12 protein-coding genes and 4 pseudogenes are annotated in these 11955 nt (G+C 59.0%); 12 read left to right on the top strand and 4 right to left on the bottom strand.

All coding sequences use genetic code 11. From position 1 onward, the window contains the following. Nucleotides 1–194 precede the first annotated feature (194 nt). From ltrA to M0D64_RS44140, 3 genes and pseudogenes are all read left to right on the top strand, one after another. Nucleotides 195–1352 (top strand): group II intron reverse transcriptase/maturase, encoded by a 1158-nt coding sequence (ltrA, locus tag M0D64_RS44130; RefSeq protein WP_266262216.1) that lies wholly within the window; start codon nt 195–197, stop codon nt 1350–1352. A 76-nt stretch (nt 1353–1428) separates the two neighbouring features. Continuing rightward, nucleotides 1429–1917, top strand: a pseudogene (locus M0D64_RS44135) (DDE-type integrase/transposase/recombinase); the annotation flags it as partial. Nucleotides 1918–1962: 45 nt separating this feature from the next. Further along, complete coding sequence (locus tag M0D64_RS44140) at nt 1963–2382, top strand: hypothetical protein (RefSeq protein ID WP_266262217.1); 420 nt, start codon at nt 1963–1965, stop codon at nt 2380–2382. Nucleotides 2383–3708: 1326 nt separating this feature from the next. On the opposite strand, the gene M0D64_RS44145 is transcribed toward M0D64_RS44140, so the two are convergent. From M0D64_RS44145 to M0D64_RS44160, 4 genes are all read right to left on the bottom strand, one after another. Continuing rightward, a complete protein-coding gene (locus M0D64_RS44145) occupies nt 3709–3849 on the bottom strand; it encodes a hypothetical protein (protein ID WP_266262218.1) in 141 nt (46 codons plus the stop codon). 3 nt (nt 3850–3852) lie between these two features. Further along, on the bottom strand, nt 3853–3999 hold the full coding sequence (locus M0D64_RS44150) for a hypothetical protein (RefSeq protein WP_266262219.1): 147 nt from the start codon (nt 3997–3999) through the stop codon (nt 3853–3855). A 97-nt stretch (nt 4000–4096) separates the two neighbouring features. Next, complete coding sequence (locus M0D64_RS44155) at nt 4097–4438, bottom strand: hypothetical protein (RefSeq protein WP_266262220.1); 342 nt, start codon at nt 4436–4438, stop codon at nt 4097–4099. A 14-nt stretch (nt 4439–4452) separates the two neighbouring features. Then, nucleotides 4453–5469, bottom strand: a complete 1017-nt coding sequence (locus M0D64_RS44160) for a PRTRC system protein D (protein ID WP_266262221.1) — start codon at nt 5467–5469, stop codon at nt 4453–4455. 1113 nt (nt 5470–6582) lie between these two features. Here M0D64_RS44160 and M0D64_RS44165 point away from each other — a divergent pair. The 9 genes and pseudogenes from M0D64_RS44165 to M0D64_RS44205 form a co-directional block, all read left to right on the top strand. Next, a pseudogene (locus tag M0D64_RS44165) lies at nt 6583–6792 on the top strand (Fis family transcriptional regulator); the annotation flags it as partial. Nucleotides 6793–6857: 65 nt separating this feature from the next. After that, nucleotides 6858–7331 (top strand): hypothetical protein, encoded by a 474-nt coding sequence (locus M0D64_RS44170; protein ID WP_266262222.1) that lies wholly within the window; start codon nt 6858–6860, stop codon nt 7329–7331. A gap of 215 nt (nt 7332–7546) precedes the next feature. Beyond that, nucleotides 7547–7957 (top strand): hypothetical protein, encoded by a 411-nt coding sequence (locus M0D64_RS44175; protein WP_266262223.1) that lies wholly within the window; start codon nt 7547–7549, stop codon nt 7955–7957. An 81-nt stretch (nt 7958–8038) separates the two neighbouring features. After that, a complete protein-coding gene (locus tag M0D64_RS44180; RefSeq protein WP_266262224.1) occupies nt 8039–8218 on the top strand; it encodes a hypothetical protein in 180 nt (59 codons plus the stop codon). Then, a pseudogene (locus M0D64_RS44185) lies at nt 8184–8612 on the top strand (tyrosine-type recombinase/integrase); the annotation flags it as partial. The gene M0D64_RS44180 and the pseudogene M0D64_RS44185, both read left to right, overlap by 35 nt. A 30-nt stretch (nt 8613–8642) precedes the next feature. After that, nucleotides 8643–8813: pseudogene (locus tag M0D64_RS44190) on the top strand (transposase zinc-binding domain-containing protein); the annotation flags it as partial. Between the two features lie 168 nt (nt 8814–8981). Continuing rightward, nucleotides 8982–10229, top strand: a complete 1248-nt coding sequence (locus tag M0D64_RS44195; RefSeq protein WP_266262225.1) for a tyrosine-type recombinase/integrase — start codon at nt 8982–8984, stop codon at nt 10227–10229. Continuing rightward, nucleotides 10226–11134, top strand: a complete 909-nt coding sequence (locus M0D64_RS44200; protein WP_266262227.1) for a tyrosine-type recombinase/integrase — start codon at nt 10226–10228, stop codon at nt 11132–11134. Before M0D64_RS44195 ends, M0D64_RS44200 begins: the two co-directional genes overlap by 4 nt. Next, the gene (locus M0D64_RS44205) at nt 11131–11940 is read left to right on the top strand and encodes a tyrosine-type recombinase/integrase (RefSeq protein WP_266262228.1); all 810 of its coding nucleotides are present in this window, start codon (nt 11131–11133) and stop codon (nt 11938–11940) included. Before M0D64_RS44200 ends, M0D64_RS44205 begins: the two co-directional genes overlap by 4 nt. Nucleotides 11941–11955 lie beyond the last annotated feature (15 nt).

The following is an 11955-nucleotide window of genomic DNA, read 5'->3' on the forward strand; positions in this document are numbered from 1 at the left end:
CGGAGCTGCCCGTAGTAGTGTTGAAGCCGTTGTAATGACGGTGGAGCGAAGGGGCAGCGTTATCCGGTTGACGAAGGTCGCCAACCTGCTTTGCGGGGATGAGTGACGTGACATCAACAAAACCTTATTGCATTGCGAAGCGTACGGTGTGGGAGGCGTACCAGCTGGTGAGGGCCAACCGAGGCGCTGCAGGCGTGGACGATGAAACGATCGCCATGTTCGAGCAGAACCTGTCGGGAAATCTGTACAAGCTGTGGAACCGGCTGTCATCGGGGTCGTACTTCCCGCCACCGGTGAAGCAGGTTGAGATACCGAAAGCCAAGGGTGGTACCAGAAAGCTGGGAATACCTACCGTGTCTGATCGCGTCGCGCAGACCGTTGTCAAGCTCATGATCGAGCCGACACTCGATCCGATATTCCATCCGGATTCCTATGGATACCGACCTGGAAAATCGGCAAAGCAGGCGATTGCCGTGACGCGCGAGCGTTGCTGGAAATTCGACTGGGTTGTTGAATTTGACATCAAGGCGGCGTTCGATCAGATTGATCATGGCCTCCTGCTCAAGGCGGTACGCAGGCACATCAAGGCGGACTGGATCCTGCTGTATATCGAGCGGTGGCTGACTGCGCCGTTTGAGACTGCGGATGGAGCGAGACTGGCGCGTGTGCGCGGTACACCCCAAGGTGGAGTGGTCAGCCCGATGCTGATGAATCTGTTCATGCACTATGCGCTCGACACCTGGATGCAGCGACACTTCCCGCAATGTCCCTTTGCGCGTTATGCCGATGATGCGGTGGTCCACTGCCGCAGTGAGGCGCAGGCGCAGGAGGTCATGCATGCCATTGCCTCGCGGCTGGCGGAATGCGGGTTGGAGATGCATCCTGAAAAGTCAGGCATCGTGTATTGCAGAGACCGAAGCCGTACTCAAGCCTACCCGAATGTGACCTTCACATTTCTGGGTTTCCTGTTTCGTCCGCGAAGGGTGATGACCAGGTCTGGGCAGCTCTCAACGAGCTTTCTGCCCGGGGTGAGTCGTGATGCCCTGAAACGGATGAGACAGAAAGTGCGGGGGTGGCGGCTACCTCGTCAGACGTTCAGGTCACTGGTCGAACTGGCCGATCAATGCAATCCCACGATACGTGGCTGGTGGAACTATTACGGGGCTTTCTATCGGACGGCCATGAACGGGCTCGGTCGGTATCTGGACCGCAAGCTCGCGCGCTGGGCCAGGTGCAAGTACAAGACACTACGACGGCATAAACGGCGTAGCGACGAGTGGTTGCACAAGATGAGGAAGGCATACCCGCGACAGTTTGTACACTGGCAGTTTCTGGGAGTAAAGGTTGGATAACGGGAGCCGTGTAAATCGAGAGGTTTACGCACGGTTCTGCGAGAGGCTCGGGGTGAAATCCCCCGGGCCTACTTACCTGTTCGTGATGCTGCGCGGTGAACCTTATGTGCTGTGGCGAGCCGTCGACGAGCACGGCGCCGAACTCGATATCCTGCTGCAGAAGCGGCGCGACACGGCCGCAGCCGAACGATTCTTCAAGCGCGTGCTTCGTTCGTGCCCGGTGCTGCGCAAGATCGTCACTGACCAGCTGCGCAGTTATCCGGCCGCGAAGTCCAGGATCCCCGAGCTGGCAAACGTCAAACACGTGTTCGTCAAGGCTGCGGCCCGCGTGAACAATCGGGCCGAAAATAGCCATCAACCTACGCGTGAACGTGAGCGGCGCTTGCGCGGATTTCGCGACCCAAAGCGCACCCAGGCGTTTCTTTCGAGCTTCGGACCGATCCGGCAGCACTTCGCGCTCAAGCGACATTTGCTGCGCGCGTCTCTCTACCGCAAACAACTCGCTCAACGTTTTGACGCGTGGCATCGTTTCACCGAGCTCGCCCAGAATCCGTCCGCCGTCTGAGCAAACACACGTCCCCAGCAGTTTTTATGCCGTCGCCCCGTCAACGTGACAGCGCCCGAGCGGGCTCTGAAAACCGCGATCTATGTTGAGGAGCGTGCTCGAAAGAAGCAGATCAAGGGTAGCGCGGGTGGCTACGCGCGTACTGTATCCGAGAAGGGCAGCGACATTGGCATGACCCAGGTTGATGGGGAGCAAGCGCAGAAGAAGAAAGAGGCGTCAGCAGAGCGCGAGAAGGAGAGGGCGCGCGAAGACGCAGCGGATGCACGAGCCAAGCAGACGACGGCCGCCATCAAAGCGCTTTCACTCGACGAGCGGCGGGAGTTGGCTGAGGCATACCTCGCCGATGGAGGCAAAGGGAAGACCTACCAGCAAGAAACTGCGACGTTCAAAGACGCCGTCGAACGCACGGCTTTCACCGCCTGGTTGCGCGCCACAATCTCGAGCCGGGCGAACGCGCGGGCGTGACGACGAAGTACCTCGTCGGCGACGGGGTGGCGACGTGCGTTCGCTTTGCTACAGACTTGAACAATGGTTTGCCTTGAGCGAAACCGCGAAACTACCCCGTTGCCAGCGCGGCCCGGACGGGCGGTGCGAAGAAATCCTTCAAGCTGAGCGATGTGCGGGAACAGCCGCCGAATTTCCTGCGATTCGATACTGACCGCCCGTCTGCTAGCAACGTACTCGCGGCGTGCCACCGTCTTTGCGGGTCGATTGTGGCCGATATAAAAGCGTCCACGGTCATCTTTCGCGGTCTTAGAGGCCGGCCATTCGTACGGCGAGATTTAAAGCAGTCTCTATCTCGTGCAAGCGAGAAATCATCTCTGCAATGTCAGGCGACTCGATCCGAATGTACCGTCCCCCTCGACCGACAGACATTCTGATTGATCCCGGTACGAGGTTTGGCCGGTCTCCGCGGACTAAGGCATCTAAAACCTGAGCGACAGGCAGGTCCGATCGCTCGCCGAGTTGCCCCGCATGCTTGACCAATCTTTCAGCGCCCATAACTGCGGTCAACTCGTCTAGGGCTTCGACTACTCGAAACGATACGCGTCGCTCCGGTCCGAACGTACGAACGACCTCGATCGGTAGACGCGCGGCTTTGATAGCCTTCGACACGTGACCCTTCGAAACGGACAGTCCGTCCGACAACTCTAACTGCGTTGACCACACGCGCGATTCAAGCAAGCGCTGATAGAACCGGCCATATGTGAGGGCAGACGCCTTTTGACCTCGCAAATGCATCTGATGTTCGAGTGCGCGTTTGCGCAATTCCACCGAGTTGCTTTCTACAACGATCATTGTTCACCCCTGTTCTTTCATAAGACGGCCCCTCTAGGTCGACATTTGCATTGTCCGGTTGGCGCGTCGTTGTCAAGTAAGTGGCACGCGCAACTAAAAAATGCTATTCGCACCAAAGATGGTGTTGTGCGCCACCTAACTAGACGATTGTTTCATTTATTGAATTAAGTCCGTCAACCGGTTGACGGTCTAAATCTGAAAAATATGACGTAAATTACTGATTATAAAGAGATCGTTGTCATGGCTTCGATTGCGAAAATGTGAAACCATGAAACAACTTGGCGCGGATGATAGTTCGAATCGGACGTAGATTTTCCCTGAAAGCTACCCGAATTAGCGCATCATTCCGGCGTAAGCCCGTCAACCGGTTGGCGAGGCTGCCGGGTCAAAAACCAGCAAACAGCGAGTGACCGGAAAGCACCCAAAAATCACGGTCCTTTTGCATGACTGGCTTCCCATGCGGGCTGATTCAATTGAGTCGGCCTAATTGGATCAACAGTCATGCGTCTTTTCAGAAGCAAAAAGCAGATCGCCCTTGCCGTCGCCCCTGGCGGCTATTCCGAAGAAGATCCCGAAAAGATCATCTTCGATAACGGCGCTCGTCTGCGCGTCGAGCCGATCGAGCATGTCCATCGCTCACTCTCCTTTCAGTTTTTCAGATGCGACATGCGCGATATCGCCGCAATACCAGCCTGCCACGCAGCAGGCGACGAACGCTGCAATTCCCAGCCACGCGTGCGGATCGTGGAGTTTACTGGCAGCCATCTGGATCAATTCAGTCATACACCCTCCGCTTTATGCACCGGTGCACGACGCGTCGCGCCATGAACACCGATGCATGACCCATCTTCGCATCTGGCAGGCAAAGTCAAGTCGTCACTCAGTAGTACCCCGCGAATTCGTCGGCGAGCATTTGTGTGTCGTGCGAGCCGGACTGTTCCTCGTTGGCAACAGGTTGTCGATTTATATCCTGGCCAGGATCGGCCGAGCGGGAAGCTATCGGCGTCGGCCGTTCACTCGCGATCGGAAGCGACGCCACGGCGCCCATATCCGGTAACCTGAGAGAGACGTTGTCGGGATGAAAGACGACACCGCTGCTCGCCGACCGGAGAGCCGATTCTGCCAGAGAACGGAGCAGCGCAGCCCGCTCCCGGGGAGATCGCGCCGCGCTCAGCCGGGCGTGCAGCAGTGGCGTGGTCACCTCGTCAATGACCAGCTTCATGTCAAATTTCTCGCTCATGCTTTAGCAGTGGATCGCTCCCGCGCAAGACCCGCTTCGCCGACTACGAGAAAGCCCTTGGCGTTCGCGAGACATGGCGCGTCGATCACTTCCAGAGTCACACGCGGGAAAGCCTTCCGGATCGCAGACGCATAAAGTGCTGCACCGCCACCTGAGAGGATGATCGACCGGACATTCGTGAGCTGGCCGACGTTGTTCTGCATTTCCTTGACGACGCCCGCAATCAGCGGCTGCGACTTCTCCAGATACGGATCGAGATCGATGTCCGAGCCATAGTAGAAGAAGGGCTTGCGCTCGCGCAACGCCTTGTCGATGCGCTCGAGGTCATCGACCTGTTCGTCCTGGTCGCGCGCGAGGAGGCCCGCGATACGCTGATAGATCTGCGAAGCGCCGCCGGGCATGCCACCACTGCGCTTGTCGTCCATCGTGAAGCCGTTGGCGTACACCCAGTCGGTGGTGAAGTAGCCGACGTCGATGACCAGGTGTGCGCTGTCGCGACCGAACTCCTTCTGCCGGTTGCTCGACGCGGACACGAGCGAGCCGAGCGGCTGGGGGATAACGACGACCTTGTCGACCCGGACGCGCGCTACGCCGAACTCCAGATCGCCAGTGAAGCGCTGCTTCAGCGCGTCCGAATACTTCTGCATGTTGTGGACAGGCAGGCCGAGGACTAGCCGCTCGATGTGTGTGACGCCAGCAAAGTGCATCGCGCCGGCCAGCAGCGCCGCGTAGTTGTCGGAGAGCACGAAGTCGTTGGACAGTGCGCGGCCGGTATTGCCGTATGCCGCAGTGAGCGCGACGTCGGGGCCGACTTCATACTCGATTTCGTCGATCACAATGGTGGCTACCTTGCGCGATGCGAGCACGCTATCGCCGTAACCCGAAAGCGAGCGGCTCGCGGAAAGCGGTGCGAGCGAGGGAAACATATCCGCCGCGATGGTGCCGCTGGCCGCGCGGTATGCGTATTTGGTGTTGCCATAGCCGACATCGACAGCAAAGACGGAAGTTTTCAAGACGACTCCAAAGATAAGGTAATGGCTTCGCGCCGAAGTGTCAGATAACTGATACTTAAGTGTCAGTTTGTCCGCCCCCCTCGGCGTCCGAATCAGCGAACTGACACTTTTCTGTCAGTTCTGCCTGGTTTCCAGTCTAGCCAGCGCGTAGCAAAGTCAAGTTAACGAAAGCCATCAGGTTCCGGGCAGCTTTCAACAGCTGGTGCGGGACGAAACCACCTATTCTTGGTTCTACCTACCGCGTCCACGGACGCATCGAAACGGAGTGCAAGGCACCCGTTCGTCTTTTCCCCAGCCCGCAACGGGCAAGTAACACCCGAGTGACCAGGCCGCACAGTGAGGCGGCCTTTTTCTGAATCAGATCAAGTCCAGAGTGGTCCACAGTGAGGACCCCCGGACAGTGCGATATCCATACGATCAGCGGCGGTTTGTCGCGATGTGCACGGATGAGGACATGTGGATGCGGACAGTTGGACAGTTCGCGTCGCAACTCATCCGTGATGTACACGCCCTTTCAGCACACCAAGCTGGGTGCACTCAGGAAGCCCGACACACGGCGGCGGACATGAGTGTGCTTTGGGGCGGGGGAAGTCTTGCGAACTCGGGTAGAACCCGAGCACTCGCGATTCCCTGTACGGAAGACAGAACGGTAGGCGTAGCCGGAACCAGAATGCGCAACGGATTTGCCCGGCATCAGCCCGGAGCCGTCACCGCCACGCGGCGGGCGGCCCGAGACGCGTGAGCGTCAGGCTGGCAGGGTGGCCACGAAGCTGCACCGTGCGGGAGTCATCCGCGCAGCGCGACGGCAGTGATGCCACGCGAACGTGCCGGCGAGAGATTGCGCGAAGCGCGATCCCCGCCGGCGCCGCAGCAGGTTGGACAGTCGGACTGCATGCTCTTCCCATGCAACGGGCTGATCAGATGGAATCGCTAAAGGACAGGAAGGCAGGAACCCCGCGCCGGGGAAATACGGCGAAGCCGCAGCAGGAGCGGCGCACCCGGGCCCGCGCAGGTCGGGAAACGGCATCAGGTAGGGATGCTGCGACCGGACGTGGCTCTAACCGAACAGCGAGGAAGCGGATCTCGCGAAGCGATACCGTATGGGGTAATGGAATGGCAGCGATTTTGAATGTCCGCGCGATCGTCCGCGGCTATGGCTTGGCGCCCGAATTTCGGGACGCTTTGCTCAAGCTGCTCGACCAGCATGTTGCGGAGATCCACAGCACGACGCGCATCAGCCGCAAGGCTCTTTCGATCAAAACGCAGGAAAAGCGTACGACGGTTTTGTGCAAGGCCTTCATGGAATTGAAGGCGGGGGGCTACGACTCGTTGCTGGGCGGCCTGCGGCTCGCCGCTGGTCTCGACGCGGAACGCCGATAGGAGACGCCATGGAAATCGTGGATATCTTCGTCGAATACCCGTCGGGTATGAGCATCGCCGACCGTGCGACGTTCATTCATCAACTCGAAACGGTGGCGCCGTCCGAACGGCTCGCGGCGATTCTGCGCGAGTTGGCTGCGTCCGAAGCACCGCCGGCAGTGACGGCGGTGATCGGTGGCGTCTCGGTGCGCCTCGACGCGCGGTTGGACGGCACGTTTTCTGTGTCGCGCGAGAGCGCTTCATCGAAAAAGTCTCGTTCCGGGTTTCGTCTGTTCAACCTCGGACATTCGTGGAGCAAGGATCAACGCCAGCAGTTTGGGCGCTTTGCACATACGTTGTCAGCAGCTTCAGCCGCGGGCGCCATCGGTTACGGGCATTCGACAACAGTCTGGACGCTGGCTGCCGCGTTTAACGTTTCGGCGCTCGTCGTCCTGTTTGTGTTACTGTTTTTCATCGGCATGGATTCCATGAACGGAGAATGAACATGGGTTTAGGACTTTTTGCATTGGCCATTGGCCGGCGGTTTGTGCGTATGGCTCGTACATGACCAACCGGGGCCGCAAGGCGGATCGCGAGCGCAGTCATTCTCGTGTTTCCCACTAGACCAAAAACTGACTTTGGGCTGCGCCATGCAGCCCGCCATCAATCAAAGGCTGCACCTTCGGGTGTGGCCTTTTTTCATTTCAGGAACCCATTCATGTCCCAACTCATGGACTTACCAGTCGAGCTTGCTGCGGCCCCGTTTGACCCGGTCGGCAAGAGCGTCGCAAAGGTCGTTGATCAGGTTGCTCGAGCCTTACGACGTACCGAAATCGAGCCCGAGTGGGTGTCAATAGCCAATTACATGGACGACCCCAACGAGAAGCAGTATGGTCTTCGCCCCGCGACCGAATGGCCTGCTACGTTCGCCCGGCGCCACCGGATCAGTCTCTCGGTTGAACGCGGCACGTCGGAAGGCTGGATCATCCAGGCGGACTTCGTTCGTGTCGTTGACGAGGCCGATGGCGGCGGCTGGCAAAGCATTCCACTGATGCGCATCAAATCGCTGTCGCGCTCGCAAGCCTGGACGGTTGCGGCGATCGTCGCACGGCTACTCGATATCGACTGAGCACCACCAGTTTCATCCTTTCCCACATGGGGCAATCGCCCCGCGGGGTGATTGCCTCTCCATTTTCCGCACGAGGCAAGCATGTACACCCTGACCACACCGATTTCCCAGTTCACACTTCAGACGTTGATCGAAGTGTTCCAGTTATTCCAGAGCGAGCCGACCTTCAAGACGCTGGCCACGGCGGACGTGCAGCTGTTCCGTGAAGGCTGGCCGGTGAACGTGAGACATCGACAGCCAGCGCATGACGCTGCGCATTGAACAGGGTAAAGGTCAGAAGGACCGCTACGCGATGCTGTCCCCGGTGCTCCTTGAGCGCCTGCGGGTCTGGTGGCGAGTAGCCCGGGCCCAGGGCAGGATGCTCGACGGCGGCTGGCTCTTTCCCGGGCTCAACCCGATTGAATCGCTCAGCACCCGCCAACTCAATCGGGCGGTCCATGCGGCCGCCGAGGCCGCTGGAATCGACAAGCGTGTGTCCATGCACACCTTGCGCCATAGCTTTGCCACCCATCTACTGGAACAGAAGGTCGATATCCGCGTGATTCAGGTCATGCCTGGGCACAAGAAGCTCGAGACCACAGCGCTTTATGCCCAGGTCGCCACCGATATTCTGCGCGAGGTGGTCAGCCCTCTCGATGGTCTGGATCCTGCGTAGGTCGCCGTCGTGGCGCATTGCGCGCTCGAGGTGGCCGACGTCTTTCGCTCTCTTGGTCCAACGTGGCGCCAATCCGCCCACCTGAACCTCGGGCAACTGAAGGTGATGTCAGCGATCGAACAGTGCCGCAGCGCGGCGCTGGGAGGGCACGTGCTGCGTTGCCAGGGATGCGCCGGGATCGAGATCGCCTACAACTCGTGTCTTATGGGAAGTATTGTCTAACGGGGAGTACGAGACCAAGTTCGGTGCGATGCCGACTGAACGCTTCTAACTTGCGCCCTCCGAGACGCATTCCGACTCCCCATAAAAACGCGCTCCCCCTTGCTATCTTGGTCTAGCTTTCACGGGAAATCATCACAGGAGGATGTGATGCTAGACAGATACCTGGTAGCACCCAAAACCTTGAACCGCCTGCGCACAGGACCGGCCGGCGCCTTCATGGACAGCTTCGCTGATACGCTCGAACAGGAGGGATACTCTGCGGCCAGTGCTGTGCGTTACATACGGGCCGGCGATCATTTGGGCCGCTTCATGCTGATGAATGGTGGAACTCTGGCCGAAGTGGGTCCGCCGACGTTGGAGCTGTTCCGTCGACATCTTCCAACGTGTTCCTGTCCAGAAGCAAAGGGCGGTAAGGCGAACCACCACGTTTACTTCGGAGCGAAGCGCTTTCGGGAATACCTGATTGGGATCGGTGTCTGTGAAAGCGACAATCCTTCAAATGCCGAGACTAGTGAACCAGCCATCGTGAGCGGTTTCCGGCGACGGATGCAAAAGCATCGGGGCGCGAAGGCGTCGACCCTTCGGCTCTACTGTCGCGATGCCTCGGCAATGCTGGAAGCGCTTGGTAATGATGTGAGCGAGTGGGATCCAAAGCGCGTGCGCACGTTCCTGCTGGACAGTGCTCGCAACTGCGGCATCAGTACCGCCGAGAAGCGTGTCACCAGCACGCGGGCCTTCCTGCGTTATCTGGGTGTTCAGGGCCTGTGTCGGGCCGGTCTCGATCAAGCGGTTCCGGCGCTGGCGCATTGGCGTCTGGCGACGCTCCCACGGTGTCTGACCGCTGACGACGTTGACCGCCTGATTGCCGCGTGCAATGGCGATTCACTTCGACGCATTCGCGACCGCGCGATCATCCTGTTGCTCGTGCGACTCAGGGTGCGCGCGGGCGACCTGGCGAGCCTTCGAATGAAAGACATCGAGTGGGAAACCGGGACCCTGCGTGTCTCAGGTAAGGGGCGTTATGAAGTTCGACTCCCGCTGCCGCAGGATGCTGGTGAAGCACTCCTGCACTACCTCGAATCCCGGCCTCGGGTTACAGGACACGACCGCGTCTTCATACGCAACATTGCTCCGTTTAAACCGTTTGCTTCAGGCGACGGCATTTCGTCGGTAGTGAAGCGCGCCCTCAACCGGGCCAAGGTGAGCTCACCCGCAAAGGGTGCACATCTGCTGCGACACACTGCGGCGACTGAGATGCTGCGTCACGGTCTTCCGCTCGAGCAGATCGGCGTGCTCCTGAGACATCGCGGCATCGACACCACAGCCTATTACGCCAAGGTTGACGTTGCATTGCTCAAGCGAATCGCACTGCCTTGGCCGGAGGTGATGAAATGATGCCCGCCGTGGAGTCCTATATTGCCGCTCGTCATGCCGCCGGCTTCAAATTGCTGAACGCAGACTACCTGCTGCGCAGCTTTGCTCGCTTTGCTGTCGATCGCGGAGAGACGCACGTCCACGCGCAGACCGCGATTGACTGGGCCGCCGCGGCTGCGTCGGTGGCTCAGCGTGATGCACGGCTGAAGACCGTATGCCGGTTCGCCCGGTATCTACACATCGAAGATCAGGACCATGAAGTGCCGCCAGCGCGGTACTTTGCCTACCGGAAGACACGTAGGGTTCCGTACATTTACTCTTGCACGGACATCGAGTGCCTGATCGACGCAGCGCTGAAACTGGGACCCGCAAGCGCGCTGAAACCACAAACATATGCGGCATTGATCGCTCTCCTGTCGGCCACTGGCCTGCGCGTCTCGGAGGCCCTGGATCTCCGTATTGCCGATGTTACGCCGGACGGACTCGTCATTCGAAAGAGCAAATTCCAGAAGACCCGCCTGGTTCCCCTACACGACACGACGGCAGCAGGACTGCAAAAGTATCTAACACTGCGTCGGCGGGTTCGTTCGTGCGACGACCATGCGTTCGTTGATGACGACGGCCGCCCGCTCAGATACACAGTCGCCTACAAGGTGTTCCAGAAACTACTGAAGATTGCCGGCATTAGCCATGCCCCCAATGGCCGCCGTCCCCGAATCCATGAGCTAAGGCACTCGTTTGCTGTCCACGTGCTGGAGGCGAGTCCAGAGGGGCGGGACCGCGTCGGACAGCACATGCTGGCGCTTGCAACGTATCTGGGGCACGTCAACATCAAGTCGACCTACTGGTATCTTGAGGCCACTCCGGAGCTCCTGCGGGACATTGCGGTCGCCGCAGAGCGTTTCCTTACCGGAGATCAAAAATGACACCGCTCGCACCCCACGTTGCTGTGTTCCTTCGCGAGAATCTCGCGCATCAGAGAGGCGCCAGTCAACACACCTGCGATTTCTATGCATGCAGTTTCCAGCTCCTGTTTGAGTTCGCCGCAGAACGGCTCAAGGTGATCCCCTCGTCGCTTGCGCTGGAGCATCTCGATGCCGGGATGATCAGCGCGTTCCTGGAATATCTTGAAGATGCACGCCATAACTCACCGGAGACTCGCAACGTTCGACTGGCCGCAATCAGATCCTTCTTCCACTTCGTTGAGCATCGCGAGCCCGCGATGCTCGAACAGGTCCAGCGTGTACTCGGCATTCCGTACAAGAAGACTGATTCCAGCCTCGTGCCGTATCTTGTTGAAAACGAGGTTCGGGCTCTGCTCGATGCCCCCGACCCGACAACACGTGAAGGAATCCGGGATCGTGCAATGCTGCATCTGGCCATATGCGGTGGCCTGCGTGTCTCAGAGCTGACGGGACTACAGACCGCAGATGTTGTACTACCGTCGATGAGCATCCGCGTTCACGGCAAGGGCCGGCGTGAGCGTACGCTCCTCCTGTGGAAAGCCACCGCCAACGCATTGCGTGCATGGATAATAGTACGGGGAGTTGTTGCCGTACCGGAATTGTTCGTCAACGCTCGTGGTGAAGCGATGAGTCGCTGGGGGTTTGCCTATGTCCTCAAACACCATGCCGAGGCGGCGAGTCAGGAGTGCCCGTCGTTGTTACGGAAACGTGTGTCGCCACACGTCTTGAGGCACTATGTGCCCTTCCTGACTATGTCTTGTAATTGAACAATAGCCCGTATT

Origin of the sequence: Paraburkholderia sp. WS6 (assembly GCF_030464835.1) — a bacterium.
GTDB lineage: Bacteria > Pseudomonadota > Gammaproteobacteria > Burkholderiales > Burkholderiaceae > Paraburkholderia > Paraburkholderia madseniana.